This window comes from Pseudomonas sp. SCA2728.1_7, from assembly GCF_018138145.1.
In the GTDB taxonomy this organism is placed as follows: Bacteria; Pseudomonadota; Gammaproteobacteria; order Pseudomonadales; family Pseudomonadaceae; genus Aquipseudomonas; species Aquipseudomonas koreensis_A.
Genome location: NZ_CP073104.1, coordinates 6,438,512 through 6,459,455 on the forward strand (window position 1 = coordinate 6,438,512; position 20,944 = coordinate 6,459,455).

General features: G+C 58.8%; 23 protein-coding genes. 12 read left to right on the forward strand and 11 right to left on the reverse strand.

The window, feature by feature from the left end:
* The first annotated feature begins 50 nt into the window (after positions 1-50).
* Positions 51-923, forward strand: a complete 873-nt coding sequence (locus KBP52_RS28755; RefSeq protein ID WP_212621497.1) for a LysR family transcriptional regulator — start codon at positions 51-53, stop codon at positions 921-923.
* 128 nt (positions 924-1,051) lie between these two features.
* On the opposite strand, the gene gudD is transcribed toward KBP52_RS28755, so the two are convergent.
* Both gudD and KBP52_RS28765 read right to left on the reverse strand, forming a co-directional pair.
* Complete coding sequence (gene gudD / locus KBP52_RS28760; protein WP_102901669.1) at positions 1,052-2,395, reverse strand: glucarate dehydratase; 1,344 nt, start codon at positions 2,393-2,395, stop codon at positions 1,052-1,054.
* A 40-nt stretch (positions 2,396-2,435) separates the two neighbouring features.
* On the reverse strand, positions 2,436-3,782 hold the full coding sequence (locus KBP52_RS28765; RefSeq protein ID WP_212621498.1) for an MFS transporter: 1,347 nt from the start codon (positions 3,780-3,782) through the stop codon (positions 2,436-2,438).
* A gap of 345 nt (positions 3,783-4,127) precedes the next feature.
* Between KBP52_RS28765 and KBP52_RS28770 the strand changes: the two genes are divergently transcribed.
* A complete protein-coding gene (locus KBP52_RS28770) occupies positions 4,128-4,841 on the forward strand; it encodes an FCD domain-containing protein (protein WP_212621499.1) in 714 nt (237 codons plus the stop codon).
* A 92-nt stretch (positions 4,842-4,933) separates the two neighbouring features.
* The gene (locus KBP52_RS28775) at positions 4,934-5,164 is read left to right on the forward strand and encodes a hypothetical protein (RefSeq protein ID WP_212621500.1); all 231 of its coding nucleotides are present in this window, start codon (positions 4,934-4,936) and stop codon (positions 5,162-5,164) included.
* A gap of 165 nt (positions 5,165-5,329) precedes the next feature.
* Here the strand turns inward: KBP52_RS28775 and KBP52_RS28780 are convergent, their stop codons facing one another.
* Positions 5,330-6,226, reverse strand: coding sequence for a DMT family transporter (locus KBP52_RS28780; protein ID WP_212621501.1), 897 nt, complete (start codon positions 6,224-6,226; stop codon positions 5,330-5,332).
* A 101-nt stretch (positions 6,227-6,327) separates the two neighbouring features.
* Between KBP52_RS28780 and KBP52_RS28785 the strand changes: the two genes are divergently transcribed.
* On the forward strand, positions 6,328-7,194 hold the full coding sequence (locus KBP52_RS28785; RefSeq protein ID WP_137219487.1) for a LysR substrate-binding domain-containing protein: 867 nt from the start codon (positions 6,328-6,330) through the stop codon (positions 7,192-7,194).
* A gap of 439 nt (positions 7,195-7,633) precedes the next feature.
* On the opposite strand, the gene yegQ is transcribed toward KBP52_RS28785, so the two are convergent.
* The gene (gene yegQ, locus KBP52_RS28790; RefSeq protein ID WP_212621502.1) at positions 7,634-8,965 is read right to left on the reverse strand and encodes a tRNA 5-hydroxyuridine modification protein YegQ; all 1,332 of its coding nucleotides are present in this window, start codon (positions 8,963-8,965) and stop codon (positions 7,634-7,636) included.
* Between the two features lie 155 nt (positions 8,966-9,120).
* On the opposite strand from yegQ, the gene KBP52_RS28795 reads away from it, so the two are divergent.
* A complete protein-coding gene (locus KBP52_RS28795) occupies positions 9,121-10,182 on the forward strand; it encodes an AI-2E family transporter (protein WP_212621503.1) in 1,062 nt (353 codons plus the stop codon).
* On the opposite strand, the gene KBP52_RS28800 is transcribed toward KBP52_RS28795, so the two are convergent.
* From KBP52_RS28800 to KBP52_RS28810, 3 genes are all read right to left on the reverse strand, one after another.
* Complete coding sequence (locus KBP52_RS28800; protein WP_016984642.1) at positions 10,179-10,361, reverse strand: hypothetical protein; 183 nt, start codon at positions 10,359-10,361, stop codon at positions 10,179-10,181. The genes KBP52_RS28795 and KBP52_RS28800 overlap by 4 nt on opposite strands.
* A gap of 102 nt (positions 10,362-10,463) precedes the next feature.
* Positions 10,464-10,658, reverse strand: a complete 195-nt coding sequence (locus KBP52_RS28805) for a hypothetical protein (RefSeq protein WP_016984641.1) — start codon at positions 10,656-10,658, stop codon at positions 10,464-10,466.
* A gap of 230 nt (positions 10,659-10,888) precedes the next feature.
* Positions 10,889-11,242, reverse strand: a complete 354-nt coding sequence (locus KBP52_RS28810; RefSeq protein ID WP_077573703.1) for a hypothetical protein — start codon at positions 11,240-11,242, stop codon at positions 10,889-10,891.
* A 256-nt stretch (positions 11,243-11,498) separates the two neighbouring features.
* On the opposite strand from KBP52_RS28810, the gene KBP52_RS28815 reads away from it, so the two are divergent.
* A complete protein-coding gene (locus tag KBP52_RS28815) occupies positions 11,499-12,317 on the forward strand; it encodes a shikimate 5-dehydrogenase (RefSeq protein WP_212621504.1) in 819 nt (272 codons plus the stop codon).
* Between the two features lie 191 nt (positions 12,318-12,508).
* On the forward strand, positions 12,509-13,027 hold the full coding sequence (locus tag KBP52_RS28820) for a cupin domain-containing protein (RefSeq protein ID WP_212621505.1): 519 nt from the start codon (positions 12,509-12,511) through the stop codon (positions 13,025-13,027).
* Positions 13,028-13,143: 116 nt separating this feature from the next.
* Here the strand turns inward: KBP52_RS28820 and KBP52_RS28825 are convergent, their stop codons facing one another.
* Entirely contained in the window at positions 13,144-13,791 is a 648-nt protein-coding gene (locus tag KBP52_RS28825; protein WP_212621506.1) for a DUF480 domain-containing protein, read from the reverse strand.
* A 125-nt stretch (positions 13,792-13,916) separates the two neighbouring features.
* Between KBP52_RS28825 and KBP52_RS28830 the strand changes: the two genes are divergently transcribed.
* On the forward strand, positions 13,917-14,426 hold the full coding sequence (locus KBP52_RS28830; protein WP_212621507.1) for a DUF1993 domain-containing protein: 510 nt from the start codon (positions 13,917-13,919) through the stop codon (positions 14,424-14,426).
* Between the two features lie 336 nt (positions 14,427-14,762).
* On the opposite strand, the gene sstT is transcribed toward KBP52_RS28830, so the two are convergent.
* On the reverse strand, positions 14,763-15,995 hold the full coding sequence (gene sstT, locus KBP52_RS28835) for a serine/threonine transporter SstT (protein WP_077573699.1): 1,233 nt from the start codon (positions 15,993-15,995) through the stop codon (positions 14,763-14,765).
* A gap of 337 nt (positions 15,996-16,332) precedes the next feature.
* On the opposite strand from sstT, the gene KBP52_RS28840 reads away from it, so the two are divergent.
* Positions 16,333-17,496 (forward strand): MFS transporter, encoded by a 1,164-nt coding sequence (locus KBP52_RS28840; protein ID WP_077573698.1) that lies wholly within the window; start codon positions 16,333-16,335, stop codon positions 17,494-17,496.
* Here the strand turns inward: KBP52_RS28840 and nhaR are convergent.
* Positions 17,491-18,390, reverse strand: a complete 900-nt coding sequence (nhaR, locus tag KBP52_RS28845; protein WP_077573697.1) for a transcriptional activator NhaR — start codon at positions 18,388-18,390, stop codon at positions 17,491-17,493. The genes KBP52_RS28840 and nhaR overlap by 6 nt on opposite strands.
* A gap of 133 nt (positions 18,391-18,523) precedes the next feature.
* Between nhaR and KBP52_RS28850 the strand changes: the two genes are divergently transcribed.
* Together KBP52_RS28850 and KBP52_RS28855 are read left to right on the forward strand one after the other, a co-directional pair.
* The gene (locus KBP52_RS28850; RefSeq protein WP_077573696.1) at positions 18,524-18,766 is read left to right on the forward strand and encodes a hypothetical protein; all 243 of its coding nucleotides are present in this window, start codon (positions 18,524-18,526) and stop codon (positions 18,764-18,766) included.
* 29 nt (positions 18,767-18,795) lie between these two features.
* Positions 18,796-19,545: a TerC family protein gene (locus KBP52_RS28855; protein ID WP_110719314.1), complete on the forward strand. Its 750-nt coding sequence runs from the start codon at positions 18,796-18,798 to the stop codon at positions 19,543-19,545.
* A gap of 256 nt (positions 19,546-19,801) precedes the next feature.
* Here KBP52_RS28855 and KBP52_RS28860 read toward each other — a convergent pair whose 3' ends face one another.
* A complete protein-coding gene (locus KBP52_RS28860) occupies positions 19,802-19,972 on the reverse strand; it encodes a hypothetical protein (RefSeq protein WP_212621508.1) in 171 nt (56 codons plus the stop codon).
* 234 nt (positions 19,973-20,206) lie between these two features.
* Between KBP52_RS28860 and KBP52_RS28865 the strand changes: the two genes are divergently transcribed.
* The gene (locus KBP52_RS28865) at positions 20,207-20,878 is read left to right on the forward strand and encodes a peptidase C39 family protein (protein WP_077573694.1); all 672 of its coding nucleotides are present in this window, start codon (positions 20,207-20,209) and stop codon (positions 20,876-20,878) included.
* Positions 20,879-20,944: the final 66 nt, after the last annotated feature.

The window sequence follows — 20,944 nt, forward strand, 5'->3', positions numbered from 1 at the left end:
GACAAACGACGAAAACTCGCACGAGCCATTAGAAAAATTTGGGACTGGGCATGATTCGACCGCAATTGCCGCTCAACGCACTGCGCGCCTTTGAAGCATCGGCGCGTCATTTGAGCTTCACCCGCGCCGCCGTGGAGCTGTGTGTCACTCAGGCTGCGGTCAGCCATCAGGTCAAAAGCCTGGAAGCGCAGCTCAACGTGACGCTGTTCAAACGCCTGCCCCGTGGGCTGATGCTGACCAGCGAAGGCGAAACCTTGCTGCCGGTGCTGAGCACCTCGTTCGATCACATCGCACAGATACTCGAACGCCTCGCCGGTGGACAGTACCGCGAAATGTTGACGGTCGGCGCGGTCGGTACGTTCGCCGTGGGTTGGCTGTTGCCGCGGCTGGCGGACTTCCGGGCGAAACATCCGCTTATAGATTTGCGGCTGTCGACCAACAACAATCGCGTGGATGTCGCGGCGGAAGGGCTGGATTACGCGATTCGCTTCGGTGCTGGTGCGTGGCACGGGATCGAGGCGACGCGGTTGCTCGATGCGCCGCTGTCGGTGTTGTGCGTGCCGGAGATCGCTCGGCAATTGCATTCGCCGGGGGATTTGTTGCAGCAGACGCTGCTGCGTTCCTATCGCACCGATGAATGGCCGGAGTGGTTTCAGGCTGCCGGGTTGGCGACGCAGGTGGCACCGCCGCAGAGCATTGTGTTTGATTCGTCGTTGGCGATGATGGAGGCGGCGTTACAGGGCGGTGGGGTGGCATTGGCGCCGCCACTGATGTTCGCCCGGCAACTGGCGGCGGAGGCGATTTTTCAGCCGTTTGCGATCGAGATTACGACGGGGAGTTACTGGTTGACGCGGTTGCAATCGCGCCCTGAAACGGCGGCGATGACAGCGTTCAAAACCTGGCTGCTGCAAATTTCTGGTTAATGCAAAACCCTTGTAGGAGTGAGCCTGCTCGCGATAGCGGTGTCTCAGTCAACACTTACATCAACTGACACACCGCTATCGCGAGCAGGCTCACTCCTACAGGGACCGTGGTGGATTGGAGATCAGGTTCAGCGCACCAGACACGGCCGCTTGTTATCGAACTTCCACCCCGGAATCAGAAACTGCATCGCCACGCTGTCATCGCGTGCGCCGAGGCCCATGCCTTTATATAGCTCGTGAGCCTTGGCCACCTGATCCATATCCAGCTCGACACCCAGCCCCGGTTTTTTCGGCACTTGCACCAGACCGTCGACGATTTGCAGTGGCGCCTTGGTCAGGCGCTGGCCGTCCTGCCAGATCCAATGGGTGTCGATGGCGGTGATCTCGCCCGGCGCAGCAGCGGCGACATGGGTGAACATCGCCAGCGAGATGTCGAAGTGGTTGTTGGAGTGCGAACCCCAGGTCAGGCCCCACTCATGGCACATTTGCGCCACACGCACCGATCCCTGCATGGTCCAGAAATGCGGGTCGGCCAATGGAATGTCCACAGACTGCAACTGAATCGCATGACCCATTTCACGCCAGTCAGTGGCGATCATGTTAGTGGCGGTTTTCAGCCCCGTGGCACGACGAAACTCGGCCATCACCTCTCGGCCGGAATAACCGTTTTCCGCGCCGCACGGGTCTTCGGCATAGGCGAGCACCTGATGCTGGTCGCGGCACAAACGAATGGCTTCTTTCAGTGACCAGGCGCCATTCGGATCAAGGGTAATCCGCGCATCAGGAAAGCGTTCGGCCAGCGCTGTCACCGCTTCGATTTCCGCATCGCCGCTGAGCACGCCGCCCTTGAGTTTGAAGTCCTTGAAACCGTACTTGGCATGCGCCGCTTCGGCTAGGCGCACCACGGCTTCGGCGGTCATGGCCTTCTCGTGACGCACGCGGAACCAGTCATTGTCGGCGTCCGGTTCGCTGCGATAGGCGAGATCGGTTTCGCGCTGATCGCCAACGTAAAACAGATAACCGAGCATCTTCACTTCATCGCGTTGCTGACCTTCGCCGAGCAATGCCGCCACCGGTACGTCGAGATGCTGACCGAGCAGGTCGAGCAGCGCGGCTTCAAGGCCGGTCACGGCGTGAATGGTGATGCGCAGATCGAACGTCTGCAGACCACGACCGCCGGCATCGCGGTCGGCGAAGGTCTGGCGCACTTGATTGAGAATCTTCTGCCAAGTGCCGATCGGGCTGCCGACCACCAGGCTGCGTGCATCTTCCAGGGTCTGGCGGATACGCTCGCCACCGGGCACTTCACCGACGCCGGTGTGGCCGGCGTTGTCTTTGAGAATGACGATGTTGCGGGTGAAAAACGGCCCGTGGGCGCCGCTCAGATTGAGCAGCATGCCGTCGTGGCCGGCCACTGGGATGACTTGCATGTCGGTGATGATCGGGGCTTTGGCGGTGTCGTGTGCAGTCATGGTTTTTATCCTTCTTATTCGCAATCTTTAAAAATGGACGTCAGGCGTGCTTTGGCGCGGCATCGGCCACGGCGAAATCAGCAGCAGGTTTCGGCGTGGTACGCGCGAAGAAGACGATGATCGCGGCGATGATCGAGGTCGCGGCCAGGCCATAGAGGCCGCCCTGAATCGAGCCGGTGTGTTCTTCGAGCAGGCCGAACGTGGTCGGCGCAACGAAGCCGCCAAGGTTGCCGACCGAGTTGATCAGCGCGATCACTGCCGCAGCAATGCGGGCATCCAGATACGCCTGCGGGATCGGCCAGAACAGTGACGAAGCGGATTTGAAACCCAGCGCGGCAAAACAGATCGCAACGAAAGCGAAGATCGGCCCGCCGGTGGTGGACATGAACATCCCCGCAGCAGCGATCAACAGGGCGGTGGCGACCCACGCCTGCTGGTGTTTCCACTTGGCCGAGAACGAAGCGAAGGCGTACATGCCGATGATCGACAACAACCACGGAATCGAGTTGAACAGGCCGACCTGGAAGTCGCTCATCTCGCCCATTTTCTTGATGATGCTTGGCAGCCAGAAGGTCGCTGCGTAAATGGTCAGTTGAATGAAGAAGTAGATCAGGCAGAACAGGATGATCTGGCGATCCTTGAGCAGTTTGCCCATCGATGGCCGGATCGGTGTCGCGGCTTCGCGGGCCTTCTGTTCCGCATCGATGGCGTTGACCAGTGCGTTCTGTTCGGCGCGGCTCAGCCATTTCGCGTCGTGGGGTTTGGCGTCGAGCCAGAACCAGACGAACACGCACAGGCACACCGAGAACATCCCCTCAATGAAGTACATCCACTGCCAGCCGTGCATGCCCAGTCCGTTGATTTGCAGGAGCAGGCCGGACAGCGGGCCGGAGATCAACGAAGCCACGGCCGAGCCGCTGAGGAAAATTGCAATCGCCTTGCCGCGTTCGGCGCCGGGCAGCCAGCGGGTGAAGTAGTAGATCACCCCGGGAAAGAACCCGGCCTCGGCTACACCGAGCAAAAAGCGCAGCACATAGAAGTGGGTTTCGTTCTGGATGAACGCCATACCGGCGGCGACCAGGCCCCAAGTGAACATGATGCGAGTCAGCCAGATGCGTGCGCCGACTTTCTGCAGAAGCATGTTCGACGGGACTTCGAACAGCGCGTAACCGATGAAGAACAGCCCGGCGCCGAAGCCGTATGCGGCGGCACCGATGCCCAGGTCGTGTTCCATGTGGGTGCGGACGAAACCGATGTTCACCCGGTCAATGTAATTGACGATGAACATGATCACGAAGAGCGGCAGGACGTGGCGTTTCACTTTCGAGATGGCCGACGCGAGTGTCGAATCGACGCCCTCGTTCATCCCGGAGACGGAGGTTTTCACTTGGTTTTCTCCCACTGATTATTTTTATGCGGGGTAGGGCGGGTGCTGCGTTGTTGATAGACATCATACAACTGAGATTTTTTGTCCTACAAGTGGGGAGGGCCGATTAATTTTATCTGGAAGGTCGATTTCTTATGCTTTTTGGTATTTTATCCTAGCGTTTATTGGGTTTTGTACTTTCAGGGTCGCGATAAATTTATCCGGCTGCGCACGAGTAACCTTCAGGGAGGCCTGCTTTTCCCCGATTTATTTGAGTGTTGTCATACAAGTTGAGGCGCTAGAATCAATCCCGTCACCCAGCCTCGCAATGCTACGATCGGCAAGCCCCGATCACCGGAACCGACCATGCAAGAAGACCTCGACGCTCCTGCACGCAAACGTGCGCACAACCTCGCCCATGACCTGGTGGAGAAGCTCACCCAAAGCATCCTGCTCGGTCAGCTGACGCCCGGCGACAAACTGCCCTCGGAGAATTCCATCGTTCAGGAGCACGGTGTCAGCCGCACGGTGGTGCGCGAGGCGATTTCCAAATTACAGGCTTCCGGGCTGGTGGAGACCCGGCACGGCATCGGCACGTTCGTCATCGAGCGCGCGGCGGAGCAGGGTTTGCGCCTGAATGTCGATACCGCGCTCGGTGTGCGCAGCATTCTTGAATTGCGTCTGGGCCTGGAAACCCAAGCGGCGGCACTGGCGGCGCAACGGCGTACCGAGCAGCAACTGCTGCAAATGCGCCAGGCGCTGGATGACTATCAACGGCTGCTGGACAACAACGACAGTTGCGTCGAAGCCGATCGACGTTTTCATCTGCTGATCGCCGAAGCCACGGGTAACGTCTGTTTCAGCGAGATCATGCAGCACCTGGGCAGTGCGATGATCCCGCGTAACCGGCTCAATGCAGCTGAACGTGGCGCGGCGGATCTGAGCAAGCTCGGGCAACTGGCTCATCTGGAGCACGAGGCGATTCTGAACGCGATCAAGCGTCAGGATGCGGATGCCGCGCGCGCTGCAATGTGGCTGCACCTGACCAACAGCCGCGACCGCTTTTCCGCGCAGGGTTGAGCGCCGTCGGTCTGTTCGATAGCACGCCGCTGCAAGGCCTGATTCCAAGTTGTACGGCCCGGGTTTTCCGGACCTCCTTGGTGAGGTGTGTCATGGCTAATGATTTGCTGTTTCAGGGCGGTGTGCTGCCGACCGATCCAACCCGGCCGATGTCCGGTACCGATGAACCGACACTGGCCGATCACGATGCACCGCCGGGGATGAGTCCAGGGCGTGATCCGTTGAGCGATGCTGATCGGCCCGACGACTGGAAAGATCCGGGTGCGGATGAAGATGTGCCGCCAGCGGATGAGCCGACGCCGTTGTCGGATGATCGGCGCTGAGCGGTGATTGGCATTTGATTAATGCGTCGTTGTTCAGGGCCTCATCGCGAGCAGGCTCACTCCTACAAGGTTTTGTGGCATGCACAGACTCTATGTACACCCACTGCCCATTGTAGGAGTGAGCCTGCTCGCGATTGCGGAATTGGTTTCAACCCAAATCCGAGATCAGACCCCAACTGCCCGAACACCCACAACCCGTCGCTCCAGATTCAACGCCAACACACTGATAAACACCACCACCGACCCCACCAGCACCAGCAACGTCGGTCGCTCGCCCAAACCAACCGAAGCAATCCCCATCGCCGTCGGCGGTATCAAATACAACGTCATCGTCGCCCGGCTCAGATCCACATGCTTGAGCACAAACCCCCACGCCAGATAGGCCAGCGCACTGGGAAAAACGCCCAAGGCCAACACCGCCCACTGCACCCGCAACGGCGCATTCAGCACAGCTTGACCCAGCCCCGGTAAATAAATCAGCAGCATCAACGTCCCCGACCACACCGCATAACACGCCAGACTGAAGCCGTCGTAACGCCGCGCATGGTGTTTTTGCAGGGCGAAGTAAACGCTCCATGAAACCGCTGCCAACAGGATCAGCAGTGCATGCGCATCGATAGCGCCCAAGCCCTTATCGCCGCTGACCACGATCACCACGCCGACAAAGCCGAGCAACACACAACCCCAACGCCAGGCGCTGACCTGATCCTTGAACAAGAACCGCGCCAGCAACGTGCTGAACAGCGGACTCGATTGCGCCAACACACTGGAAGCCCCGGCACTGACGCTTTGCTGGCCAATGTTCAACGCGACGTGATGCAGGCTGACGGCGAAGAAACCCAGGGCGAACAACAGCGGCACGTCGCGCCAGTGCGGCAGGCGAATGCCTTTGAACGCAGCGATCAGCACCATGAACAACGACGCCAACAGAAACCGCAGCAACGCCAGATGTCCGGGCTCGTAGGCTTGCAGGCCGATGTGAATACCGGTCGGCGAATACGCCCAGCAACCGACGACAAACGCCATCGCCAGAAGGATTTTCAGTGGGGAAGGGGGCGGCATGATCGGCTGCTCAGAAGTGTGAATGTGTCGAGTATCCGGGCGCGTAATCATTCGCCACAACTGACTTATACTGCGCTGAATGTTCACTCAGAGTGATGGATATGGAGCTGGCACAAATCCGTATGTTCAAGACCGTGGCCGAGGTCGGTAGCATTGCGCGGGCGGCGGAAAAGCTGTTTTGCGTGCCGTCGAATATCACTGCGCGGATCAAGGCCCTGGAAGCGGAATTGGGCGTTGCGCTGTTTCTGCGTGAGGGACGCGGGTTGCGCATCAGTCCGGCGGGGCAGACGTTTCTCGCCTATGCGGAAAAGATCCTGGCGCTGACCGCTGAAGCGAAACGGGCTGTTGATCCCTCGGCCGAGCCGTCCGGGCCACTGCGCATTGGCGCGATCGAATCATCAGCGACCGGGCGCTTGCCGCGCTTGTTGGCGAAGTTTCACCAGCGCTATCCACAAGTGGCGCTGGAACTCACCACCGGCACGTGGGGGCAGTTGCTCGACGACACCGTCAGCCATCGCCTCGACGGTGCGATTGTTGCGGTGGATGTCGAGCGTTCGCAGCTCAGGCGCACGCCGATGTATCGCGAGGAACTGCTGCTGATCGCGTCGACCTCGTTCGGGCCGGTGCGCGGCATCGAAGACCTGCAGGACAAAACCGTGTTCATGTGGCCGCAGGGTTGTCCGTATCGGGCGGCGCTGGAGCATTGGTTGTTGCGTCAGGGGTTGTCGCTGCCGATCGTCAGTCTCGCCAGTTATGGTGCGATTGTGGGTTGTGTGAGTGCCGGGGCAGGGGTGGCGCTGGTGCCCAAGGGCGTGTTTGAGCAGTACGCGAAAGGGGCTGGGTGTGTGGGATATGAGTTTGCGGAGCTGACGGCCGTCGATAACTTGTTTTACTGGCATGAAAACGCCGGGGTGCACCCGGCGCGGGAGGCGTTTGTGGCGATGTTGCGTGAGGAGTTTGTTGCGTAGGAAAAGCTTACCCTCACCCCAGCCCTCTCCCGGAGGGAGAGGGGGCCGACCGAGGTGTCATGCGTTATACGTCGACCTGAACAATCGAGTCGATTATGGATTGGGCCAAGCTGAACAATCGAGTCGATTATGGATTGGGCCAAGCTGAACAATCGAGTCGATTATGGATTGGGCCAAGCTGAACAACCGAGTCGATTATGGATTGGGCCAAGCTGAACAATCGAGTCGATTATGGATTGGGTCAAGCTGAACAATCGAGTCGATTATGGATTGGGTCAAGCTGAACAACCGAGTTGATTATGGATTCGGCCAAGTCTGATTTTTTTGATCAGAAGAGTCGATTGTGGATTCACCGACGAATTTTCAGGTCGGTGGATCTCTCCAATATCCCCCAATCAGTCCCCTCTCCCTCTGGGAGAGGGCTAGGGTGAGGGGCTTCTCAGGCACCCCGCAGATCCCGCATCAACAACCCAAACCGCAAATCCACAACCTCCGGAATCGGCACATAAACCGTATGCCCATCCCCCGGTGCCACCTCGATCGCCTCACCCTTAACACTCTGCAACTCATGCAAATCAAAATGAAAATTGCCCGTGGGCGTCATCAATTCCAGATGATCACCAAGACCAAAACGATTCTTCACCTTGACCTCGGCCAGCCCCTCACGCCGCTCGCCGGTCAACTCGCCAACGAACTGCTGACGCTCCGATACCGAACTTCCATTCTGATAATTCTGATACTCGTCATGCACATGCCGACGCAGAAAACCCTCGGTGTAGCCACGCTGCGCCAGTGACTCCAAGTCCGTCATCAGGCTGCGATCAAACTCACGCCCGGCCACCGCATCATCTATCGCTCGCCGATACACCTGCGTGGTGCGCGCGCAATAGAAGTGCGATTTGGTCCGGCCCTCGATCTTCAATGAATGCACGCCCATGCGCGTCAGGCGCTCGACGTGCTGCACCGCGCGCAGGTCCTTGGCGTTCATGATGTAGGTGCCGTGCTCGTCTTCGAAAGCGGGCATCAATTGGTCGGGGCGGTTGGCTTCCTGTAACAGGAACACCTGATCAGTCGGCGCGCCGAGGCCCCGGGTCGGCTCGGGCTGGAAGGTCTGGACGATCTCGCCGAGCTGATTTTCCGTGGCCTCTTGCGCCGAGTATTTCCAGCGACAGGCATTGGTACAGCTGCCCTGATTGGCGTCGCGTTTGTTCATGTAGCCGGAGAGCAGGCAGCGCCCGGAATAGGCCATGCACAATGCGCCGTGAACGAACACTTCCAGTTCCATGCCCGGCACCTGTTCGCGGATTTCACCGATTTCTTCCAGCGACAATTCTCGCGACAGGATGATTCGGCTCAACCCCATCTGCTGCCAGAACTCGACGCTCGCCCAGTTCACCGTATTGGCCTGAACCGAGAGGTGAATCGGCATCTGTGGGAAGTGTCGGCGCACCAGCATGATCAGCCCCGGGTCAGACATGATCAGCGCATCCGGCGCCATCTCGATCACCGGTGCCAGATCCTTGAGGAAGGTCTTCAGTTTGGCGTTGTGCGGCGCGATGTTGACCACCACGTAGAAGCGTTTGCCCTGCGCCTGGGCTTCACCAATGCCCAGCGCCAGATTGGCGTGATCAAATTCATTGTTGCGCACCCGCAGGCTGTAACGCGGCTGTCCGGCATAGACCGCATCGGCGCCGTAAGCGAAGGCGTAACGCATGTTTTTCAGGGTGCCGGCGGGAGCGAGCAGTTCGGGGGCGGCGAAGGTCGAGGTCATGGCGGTGTCGGTCGCAAAAGCGCAGCAGGGTAAGTCAGGAGTGGTGGGGGTTTGTTGATCTGGATCTATGCTCCATGAATAAAGATGGCACTCGTGCACGCCGCGGCTGACTAAGGAGCGGGGCGTGCATGACGCCTGACTGACATGGACCGGACATGAACGAAAAAAGCCTTCAATTCAAATCCCTGACCGTGCTGCTGGTGCTGGTCACGGTGGCCTTCATCTGGATTCTGTTGCCGTTCTACGGTGCGGTGTTCTGGGCGGTGATCCTCGGCATTCTGTTTGCGCCGATGCAACGCAAGTTGCAGGCGAAATATGGCTGGCAACGCAACCTGACCTCGCTGTGCACGTTGAGCATCTGTCTGGTCATCGCGATTCTGCCGGTGATCATCGTCAGCGTGTTGCTGGTGCAGGAAGGGGCGACGGTTTACAAGAATATCGAAAGCGGTGAGCTGGACATTGCCGCGTATCTGGCGCAGTTCAAGCACAGCTTGCCGCCGTACTTTCAGCACTTGCTCGACCGCTTCGGCATGGGCGAACTCAATGCGCTACGCGAGAAAATCGTCAAATCGGCGATGCAGGGCAGCCAGGTGCTGGCCAGCCAGGCATTCAGTTTTGGTCAGGGCACATTCGAATTCGTGGTGAGTTTTTTCATCATGCTGTATTTGCTGTTTTTCTTTCTGCGTGACGGCGCCGAACTGGCGCGCAAGGTGCGCACTGCCGTGCCACTGGAGGAAGGCCACAAGCGGCGCTTGCAGTTGAAGTTCAACCGCGTGGTACGGGCGACGGTGAAGGGCAATCTCGTAGTCGCGGTGACTCAAGGCGCGCTGGGCGGAGCGATTTTCTGGTTTCTCGACATCCCCAGCGCATTGCTGTGGGCGGTCTTGATGGGGTTTCTGTCGTTGCTGCCAGCGGTGGGTGCGGGAATTGTCTGGGCGCCGGTGGCGGTGTATTTCCTGCTCAGCGGGATGATCTGGCAAGGCGTGGTGCTGGGCTTGTTCGGGGTCTTTGTGATTGGGCTGGTGGACAACGTGTTACGGCCGATTCTGGTGGGCAAGGACACCAAAATGCCCGATTACCTGATTCTGATCTCGACCCTGGGTGGTCTGGCGGTATTCGGCCTGAATGGCTTTGTGATCGGGCCGCTGATCGCGGCGCTGTTCATGTCGAGCTGGGCGCTGTTCGCCGAGACCAAGCCCAAGGTGCAACTGCCTTAAGCGTGAAACGGCTGGCTGACGATCTTCTGCGACAGTGCCTGCGCCGCGGGCAGCGAAGTGAGCGGGCCGCTGATCGCTTCGCCGTCGCGCATCAGATACCAGCAGGCGAGCAGACCCGATGCTCTGAGCGAGGCGGGAACGGCGCTGCCGATAACGGACATGATTTGAACCTGAGCCATGACGAGTACCTCCATCTAACAATGGAGCTACCTTAGAGATTCGCCGCTTCTACGGACAATCAACGCTTTCGATAGTAGTCATTGACGCCGTTGAGGGCTGGCTCAATCGACCACTTGATCGAGCATGTGCATGACTTCTCGCTCGTTGAGCAAACCTTTGTGCACGAGGTTTTCCGCCAGCAGCGAAAGAAACTTGGCGCAGCGATGGCCTTCCAGATGCTTGAGCTCGGTCAGCGCGCTGTACACCTTGCTGGAGGTGCACAGACCAACAATGCGGTGCGGGTTTTGTGTTGGCATACAGTCGTCCTTGTTGTTATCAACCTGTTGTTTACGGACGGATTCAGATTGCGGTTCCGTCATGACAAATAAATGACCGTTTTATGGAAAAGACCATAACGCTCAATCAATCATGCCGACTTTAGCCGGTGAAACTGTCCTCACAGCGACCTTGGCGAGATTTTTTCAGACGCTGGCCGACCAACGGTCATAAAAAAGCCCCGCTATAAAAGCAGGGCTCAGTGTTGCGATTACCAGCGTGGGCCACCGTAGTAGCCATGTGGCCGGCCGTAATAACCGCGAGGCGGGCCGTAGTAGACGGGGGCCTGTTGAATATACACCGGTTGTTGCACATATACCGGTGCCGGTTGGTAGTAGACCGGTGGCGGCGGTTGTTGCACATACACCGGTGGCGGGGCATACACCGGCGCCTGTTGCACATAGACCGGGCGATCCTGGTTGATAAGCGCCGAACCGATGATGGCCGAGCCGACGATTGCGCCAAACACCGCCGGACCCTGCCAGCCACCGCCGTGGGCTTCTGCTTGCCCTGTGACAGCAAAAGCACCGATCAGCAGGGCGACGATAGGGAGTTTACGAATCATGATAATTCCTCGGTTCTTCGACCCGGCGGCAGGGCCTGCACCAGGCCCACAGTTGTCGCGGGGATACTTCTAAGACAGCGAAATTCTGAAAATCAGCACAGCCGCTGGGTAAATTTTGTGTAAGGTCTGTACCGGCTTCTTTACCGGGCCATGCAAGGGCCACAGAACACGTTTAAAACAGGCCTCTATGATCGTTCAGAACCCGATGGGCTGGCTAATCCCGTCTATCCGAAAGTGCGTTTGAAGGAGAAGTTTCATGCAGATGAACCCGAACAAAGACACCCAGCTGTGCATGTCCCTATCGGGGCGCCCAGGCAACTTCGGTCTGCGTTTTCATAACCATTTGTATGAGCAGTTGGGCCTGAATTTCTATTACAAAGCGTTCAGCAGCCAGGACCTGACCGGCGCAGTCGGCGGCATTCGCGCCTTGGGCATTCGTGGTTGCGGCGTATCGATGCCGTTCAAGGAAGCGTGCATTGCGCTGGTCGATGAGCTGGACGCGTCGGCGGCGGCGATCCAGTCGATCAACACCATCGTCAACACCGACGGCCATCTCAAGGCTTACAACACCGATTACATTGCCATCGAGCAGTTGCTGAACACCCATGCAGTGCCCAAGGACTCGACCTTCGCCCTGCGTGGCAGCGGCGGCATGGCCAAAGCTGTGGCCAGCGCCTTACGCGATGGCGGTTATAAAAACGGTTTGATCGTCGCCCGTAACGAGCGCGCCGGGCGTGCGCTGGCGGATTCGCTGGATTATCGCTGGCAGGCTGAGCTGGGTGATGAGCGCCCGCAGATGCTGATCAATGTGACGCCGGTGGGCATGGACGGTGGGCCGGAGGCTGGGCAGTTGGCGTTTGCGCCTGAGGTGATCAAGGCTGCCGAGACGGTGTTTGATGTGGTGGCGATTCCGTCGGAGACGCCGTTGATCGTGCTTGGCCGCGCGGAGGGCAAGCGGGTGATTACCGGGCTTGAGGTGATAGCGATTCAGGCGCTGGAGCAGTTTGTGTTGTACACCGGTGTGCGCCCGACTGAAGAACAGTTTGCGGCGGCGGTGGCGTTTGCCCGGAGCTGATCAACGAATTGTGTAAGAGCCTTACCGGCCCCATCGCGAGCAGGCTCACTCCTACATGTGGAATGCGTTCACCCTGTAGGAGTGAGCCTGCTCGCGATGGCCTCACAACGGATTCAGATCAGAACCTTGCCTATACTGCCCCCCCAGCAAGCCCAGACTTGCCCACCACAAAAACCGTGACCGAGGCCCCCATGCATCCGCCCATCCTCAATCTGCATCAGGTCGAACTCGAACCCCTGCCCGAAGCCCTGGCCCCGGAAGGCGAAACCGCCGGCCGCTATCAGCAGCGCATGGCCCGCGTCGGTCAGCAACTGGGTTCGCAAAAACTCGGCTATCGCCTGTACGCCTTGCCGCCGGGCATGCGCGGCAGCCCGTTTCACAGTCATCGGGTCAACGAAGAAATGTTCTACGTGGTGGCCGGGGAGGGCGAGGTGCGTCTCGGCACCGAGCGTTTTCCGATTCGCGAAGGTGATGTGATCGCCTGTCCGCCGGGTGGGCCGGAGAAGGCGCATCAGATCATCAATACCAGTCAGGCCGAACTGCGTTATCTGGCGGTGAGTACGCAGCAACAGCCGGAAATCTGCGAATACCCGGATTCGAACAAATATGCGGTGATGGATAACTTCAACGTCGATGCCGAGGGCAATGCCTCGGGTTTTGTGGCGGTGGCACGGCAGGCGGATGGCGTTGACTACTGGGATGGCGAGTAAAACATAGATCCCTTGTAGGAGTGAGCCTGCTCGCGATAGCGGTGTGTCAGTCACATCATATTTGACTGACACACCGCTATCGCGAGCAGGCTCACTCCTACATTGGTTTTGTGCGGTTATTCGAGGCGGGCCAGGCGTTCTTCCAGCGCGGCGATTCGCGCTTCGAGCTCTTCGATGCGCTCGACTGACACGCCGCTGTTTGCACCGCGATCCGACGGATTCTGCCGCGCCGCCAAGATAACCTCGATATCCGCCGGATCACCCAGCGCATGGGTATAACGATCTTCACGTTGCCCGGCCTGGCGCGGAATCAACACCGCCAGCCCGCGCGCAATCAACCGCTCAAGCTGATGCACCACTTGCTCGGTGTCTTCAAATTCATGCATGCGCCCACTGCGGGTCAGCAGCTCATTGACGGTCTGCGGGCCGCGCAGAAACATCAATCCACTGAGAATCACTTGCGCCGGCACCAGTTCCAGCGCCTTGTCGACCTTGTGCTCCCAGCGGTCGGCGCGACTGCCCATCACCAGTTTGGCGAAACCGCGACCCTCCAGTGCGCGCAGGCTCTGGCCGACCTGGCCCGGAGTCAGGTTCATCACCGGTTCGCGGCTGGTTTTCTGATTGCATGCCGTGACCAACGCATTAAGGGTCAGCGGATAGGTTTCCGGGCTGGTCGCCTGTTTCTCGATCAACGAGCCGAGGATGCGGATTTCCGTGGCGTTGAGCCGTGGCTCGTCGAAGGTGGATTCTGGTTCTGTGGTCATCGCGCGTTCCCTCTGCAGTCGAAGGCGCCTAGCCTAATCCTTGCCAAACAAAAGGCAAGCCGTGTGGTCATCAAGCATGGCTATAATCGCCTCCTTGTTCCACCCAGCCACTACACGAGACTGCCATGACCATTTCCCTGTACGCCGCATCCGTCCCGGTTTTTCAACAAATGCTCAAAGCTTTGAGCGATGTGCTGAAAAAGGCTGAAGCCCACGCCACCGAGAAAAACATCGACCCGAACGCGTTCCTGCAGGCCCGTCTGTACCCGGACATGTTCCCGCTGACCCGTCAGGTGCAGATCGCCGTGGACTTCGCCAAAGGCGTTTCCTCGCGTCTGGCTGAAGTCGAAGTGCCGAAATACGACGACACAGAAACCACCTTCGCCGAGCTGCAAGCCCTGATCGCCAAGGTGCTGGCCTACATTGGCGAGATCAAGCCAGAGCAGATCGATGGCAAGGAAGGCATCGAAATCGTCACCCGTCCGGGCACGCCGAAAGAGAAGCGCTTCAGCGGTCAGGCTTACCTGCTGACCTATGGCTTGCCGCAGTTCTTCTTCCACGTCACCACCACTTATGCGTTGCTGCGTCATAACGGTGTTGAAGTGGGCAAGCGTGATTACATGGGCGCGTTCTGATTTTTCAAGAGCCCCTCACCCTAGCCCTCTCCCGGAGGGAGAGGGGACTGATCGCGTTGTTTGTTCGAGATGCACCGACCTGAAACATCAAGTCGAACTCAGGTTTTGAACAGCACTCGGTCTGCCCCCTTTCCCCCTCGCCCCCTGGGGGAGAGGGTTGGCGTGAGGGGGAAAAGATCTCAGCCACAAAAAAGCCCGCCAAGGTTCACACCATGGCGGGCTTTTCGTTTTTCATTGTGGGAGCGAGCCTGCTCGCGAATGCAGTGTGTCAGGCGACATCAATGTCGATTGACCCGCCCCCTTCGCGAGCAGGCTCGCTCCCACAGGGTAAGGCGGTTACGCGGTACGTTGGGCTTTCGCTTCCTCACCCAAACACGCCGCAGCGGTAAACAACACGTCAGTCGACGAGTTCAGCGCGGTCTCCGCCGAATCCTGCAACACGCCAATAATGAACCCGACCGCCACCACCTGCATGGCAATCTCGCTCGGAATGCCGAACAAGCTGCAAGCCAACGGAATCAGCAATAGCGACCCACCCGCCACACCCGAAGCGCCACACGCGCAAATGGCGGCGACAACGCTGAGCAGAATCGCCGTCGGAATGTCCACGGCAATACCCAATGTATGCACGGCCGCCAGGGTCAGCACAGTAATGGTGATCGCTGCACCGGCCATGTTGATGGTCGCGCCCAGCGGGATCGACACCGAATAGGTGTCTTCATGCAGGCCCAGGCGCTTGCTCAATTCCAGGTTGACCGGAATGTTCGCCGCCGAACTGCGGGTGAAGAACGCGGTGATGCCACTTTCACGCAGGCACTTGAGGGTCAGCGGGTACGGGTTGCGACGCAGTTTCCAGAATACGATCAGCGGGTTCATCACCAGCGCCACGAACAACATGCAGCCGAGCAGCACGGCCAGCAGGTGCGCATAACCGATCAGCGCGCCGAAGCCCGAAGTCGCCAGCGTCGACGCTACCAGACCGAAAATGCCCAGCGGTGCAAAGCGAATCACCACACGCACGATCAGGGTCACGCCGTTGGACAGATCACCGAGCACTTCGCGGGTAGTGTCACCGGCATGGCGAATCGCGACGCCCATGCCGATTGCCCAGGCCAGAATACCGATGAAGTTGGCGTTGATCAGTGCATTCACCGGGTTATCCACGACGCTCAGCAACAGGCTCTGCAACACTTCTGCAATGCCACCCGGTGCGGTCACCGCGACGTTTTCGGTGGACAGCACCAGATGCGACGGGAATGCCATGCTGGCAATCACGGCCACCACGGCTGCGGCGAAGGTGCCCAGCAGATAGAGGAACAGAATCGGACGGATGTGGGTTTCCTGGCCGTGCTTGTGGTTGGCAATCGACGCCATTACCAACACGAACACCAGAATCGGCGCGACGGCTTTCAACGCCGACACGAACACTTTGCCGATGAACGCGGTGTCTTTTGCCACTTGCGGGGCAAACATCGCCAAGGCAATACCGGCGATCAGGCCGATGAGGATCTGTGCGACCAGGCTCAGGTTCTTCAGGCGTTGCAATAGAGAAGGGGATGAAGCAGTCATAGCGGCATCTCTGATTTTTTATAGGGTGCAGGGTTGCGTGATAACGATGGCAAAACGGGGGCAGACCACCGGCACGCACCGAAAGTGTTGACGCGACATCAACGCCATTAAACAGGCCGCTGAATAGGCTGTACGTTTTTCAGGGCGCGGACTTTATCACAGCGTAGGCCTTATCCTTCAGGCCTGTGACGATCTGCCACCGGATCAGGCAACAAAGTCGACAGGTTTGTGCAAGTCAGCCCGGACACACTCTGTTAAGATTGCGCATCCTTATTTTCAAATTTCGCCAGCGGGCCTTCGGGTCAACGCTGGTGTCGTCGTTTTGCTGGAGTTGCGCATGCTGTTGCCCATTCTTCTGTTGTCTGCCGCCGGATTCACGGTGCTGACCACGGAATTCGTCATCGTCGGCCTGTTGCCGGCGATTGCCCGAGACCTTGAAGTCACCATCCCGCAGGCCGGGTTGCTGGTGACGCTGTTCGCCTTCACGGTGGCGATGTTCGGACCGTTTTTGACCGCCTACTTCGCCCGCTTCGAGCGGCGCAAGCTGTTTATCAGCATCCTGATCATGTTCGGTCTGGCCAATACCGTGGCGGCGCTGGCGCCGAACATCTGGGTGATGGCGATTGCCCGGTTGATCCCGGCGCTCGGCTTGCCAGTGTTCTGGGCCTTGGCCAGTGAGACGGCCGTGGACATTGTCGGCCCGGACTTTGCCGGTCGTGCGATCGCCAAGATTGGCTTCGGCATCGTTTGCGCCACGGTGTTTGGCATCCCGGTCGGCACGCTGATTTCTGACGCTTTCGGCTGGCGCAGTGCCTTTGGCATTCTGGCGGTCATCGCTTTTGCCAAAGCCTTGCTGCTATTTGTTTACCTGCCGAAAACCAGTCTGCACCAGCATCAGGTCAGCTTCCGCTCGCAATTCAAGATCCTGCGCAGCCCGTTGATGATCGGCCATATCGTCCTGTCGATTCTGGTGTTCAGCGGCATGTTTACCGCTTATACGTATCTGGCCGACATTCTTGAGCGCCTCGCCGGCTTCAACGGCACCGTGGTCGGTTGGTGCCTGATGGCCTTCGGCGCGGTCGGGTTGATCGGCAACTCGCTGGGTGGTCGTGCGGTCGACCGCCATCCGTTGGGGGCATCGGTGTTGTTCTGTGCGTTCATGATTGCCGGCATGGTCTCGTTGGTGCCGAACATTCATTCGCCGCTGGGGCTCGCAGTGGCGATGGGGATCTGGGGCGTGACCCAGGCCGCGCTGTTCCTGGTCAGCCATGTGCGCCTGATGAAAGCCGCGCCGGAAGCGCCGGCCTTTGCCGCTTCGTTGAACATCGCCGGGGCCAATCTGGGGATCGGCCTGGGCGCCATCGTCGGTGGTCGGGTCATCGACAGCGCGGGTCTGGGTTTCCTCGGTTTTACCGCCGCTGGGTTCATTTTGCTCTCGGTGTTCCTCGCCATGGTGCTGATGACGCTCAAGCCGCGCGAAATCTGCGCCGAGGCCTCATAACGCGGTAAAAAGCTCGCGTCGGGCACCTTCGGTAATCGCAACGATGCCGGGGTGCTTGACCTTGCGCTCCACCGAAATGGCGTAGAACGACTCGGTCACCGCGTCGGTCTGGCCAATCAGCTCGACGCCGTACTGGCGCTTCACCTCATCGGCAATCACGCTCGGGCCAATAAATATCCCGCTGCCGGATTGGCCGAACGCCTGCATCAACGCACTGTCATCAAACTCGCCGACGATTTGCGGCTGGATCTGCTGCTCGGCAAACCAGCGCTGCAAGCGGCTGCGCACCACGGTTTCCGCACCGGGAATCAACAGCGGTGCGCCGTGCAGACTGCGCGGGAAGTCCTGACCGTATTTTGCTGCCAGTTCAGCGGTGGCAAAGAAACTGATCCCACATTCTCCGAGTTTCTGGCTGTAGCCCTTGATATCGAGGTGCGAGGGCATCGGGCTGTCGGAGATCACCAGATCGAGGCGCTGGATCGCCAGATCGGCGAGCAAGCGTTCGAGCTTGTCTTCGCGGCAGGTGATGCGCAGCGGCTCGTTGAGCTCCATCGTCGGCGCAATCAGGCGATAAACGATGGATTTCGGCACCACGTCTGCCACGCCAACGCGGAACAGAATCTGCTGTTCGTTGGGCTGGGCGCGCAGCATCAACTCCAGTTCACCGCCCAGTTGAAACATCTGCTCGGCGTAGGGCAGGGCTTGTCGCCCGGCTTCGGTCAATTCGAGTTGCCGTCCGACGCGTCTGAATAACTCGATGCCATACGTCTGTTCGAGCAGGGAAATCTGCCCGCTGATGGTTTGTGGGGTCAGGTTCAGTTGCTCGCAGGCGCGCACAATGCTGCCGGTCTTGGCTACGACCCAGAAGTAATGCAGTTGTCGGTAATTGAGCATGACGGTCTACAGTTCGTGAAAACCGAAGTATAGCCGCTAAAAATACGAATTTTCCTGAAGTGTTCATCTCCCTAGAATGCCCAGCCATCGACGGCCGGTCTGTGAGCCTGTCTGTTCATTCGAAGGAAACCTTATGAAATACACAATCCCAGCATTGATGTTTACGTCTTTACTGCTTCTGGCCGGTTGCGATCAGGCCGAGAAAAGCGCCCAGCAACTGATGGGCAAAGCCGCCGAAAGCGCCAAGCAAGCGATTGACGACACGCATAAAGCTGCCGAGCAGGCGCTCAGCGATGCCACCGGCGGGTTGATCGAGAAAAAAGAAACACCGGAAAAAGATGCGGGAAATTCCGAATCTTCCTCCAAGACCATCTAATTCGTCTTACACAGAGTCAGGACTGACCCATGGAATATCTGTTACAGCTCGCCGCCAGCCCCACCGCTTGGGTTGCTTTGGCCACATTGGTGGTGATGGAAATCGTGCTCGGCATCGATAACCTGATCTTTATCTCGATCCTGACCAACAAGTTGCCTAAGCAATACCAGCAGAAAGCGCGCCGCATCGGTATCGGCATGGCGTTGATCCTGCGTCTGGCACTGTTGAGCACCATCGCTTTCATCGTGCAGCTGACTGCGCCGGTGATCGAGATTCTGGGCCAGGCGTTCTCCTGGAAGGACATGATCCTGATTGCCGGCGGTCTGTTCCTGGTCTGGAAGGCCACGACCGAGATCCATCACAGCATGGACCCGGCACCGGAAGATCCGAAGTCGGCGACCTCGACGGTTACCCTGGGTTTTGCCGCCGCCATTGGCCAGATCCTGATGCTCGACATGGTGTTCTCGATCGACAGCATCATTACCGCGGTCGGCATGACCGAACACTTGCCGATCATGATCATCGCGGTGGTGGTGTCGGTACTGGTGATGTTGTTTGCTGCTGAACCGCTGGCCAAGTTCATCAACGACAACCCGACCGTGGTGATGCTGGCGCTGGGCTTCCTGATCATGATCGGTATGACCTTGATCGCTGAGGGCTTCGGCGCCCACGTACCGAAAGGTTATGTGTATGCGGCGATGGCGTTCTCGGCTTCGATTGAAGTGCTGAACATGATGTCTCGCAGGGCGAGGCAGAAGAAGCTGGCTGAGCAGGCGTAACCGCTGAAAGTACAAAAACCGCCTGAACTCTTAGAGGTCAGGCGGTTTTTTTTTGATTCAAGATTTGCAGTGTGGAATAGAACCAGCCCCTCACCCCAGCCCTCTCCCGAGGGAGAGGGAGCCGATCTGCGTGGTTTTTAAACCTGAGTTCGGCTCGATATTTCACGTCGATGTACTTCTCAATAGCGACTCGGTCAGTCCCCTCTCCCTCCGGGAGAGGGCTAGGGTGAGGGGCTTTTGCTTTTAAAATTTGGCCTCAATGCGCAGCTGCGTGACGCGGGCTTTGCTTCTCGGTCTTCGCAACCGCAGCAGGCTGAACCGAATGGTGATGATGGCGCCGCGAAATCCGTAGCACCCCCCACAACATGGCAGCCGCCACGGCCAGCCAGCCGGCAATCAACATCACAATCGTCATGGTCAGGCTCATCAGTGCCTCCTCTTCGCCCTGCTTCGGGCGCCCACTTTTTCAATTCGCTCTGTTTCAGTGACAGTCTAGACAATGGGGTGTTGCAGACTATTGACCAAAGGTCGGTGGTGACCAATCAGTTTGCTCTATGCAAGCGATGGGTCTGCCGCTTAAGGCTATACCGCAGACTGGCGCGGCCCTATGATCGAAAGCGTTGCCGGAACACGATGACCGGCGTCTGAACAGAGAGTGATGATGGTGCAGGTATTTTCTCGAATTCGTGCGGCGCTGCTGGTGGCCGGTTGCGCGGCCATGTTGGCCGGGTGTGCAGGCAGTGTCGCGCCTGAGGTCAAGCGTCTGCCGGAGCGGGTCGAACTCAGCGGCACGTTCTATCGCGGCGAAGCCAATCAGAGCGGGCCGCAAGTGCTGGCCAGCCTGTTGTCGCAGCAGGGCATCGTGATCACCCCGGGTTTACTGGAAAAACCACTGCACTTGCCGGGGGCCGAAGACAAACTGCAACAGAATATCCAGAACCTTGCCCGTGAGTACGGCATGGTGGTTTATCCGCTGGACAGCAACCTGCCAGCGCTGCTGACCCAAGTTGCGGCGGGTTATCCGGTGATGGTGCGCTTCAGCGAGGGCTCGGCATTCTGGGCCGAGCCGCGTTACGCGATCCTGTCCGGTTATGACCGCAACAAACAGAAGGTACTGCTGCGCGCCGGCATGAACCGCCGCGAATTGATGAGTTTCAGTTCCTTTGAATCGGCGCTGGAAAAGTCTGGTGGCTGGGCCGTGCTGATTCAGAAGCCGTCGCAGATTCCGGCAGCCGTCGACCGGCAACGCTGGCTAAAAGCAGCTGATGAACTGGCTCAGGCCGGTCAGGAAAACGAAGCGGCGCAGGCGAAGAAAGCGCTGGCCGCCCACTGAGTCTCCGTTCGTCATTTGCCGGGCACGACTGCGCCCGGCACGCCTCTTACCTCTATAGCCCGTCGT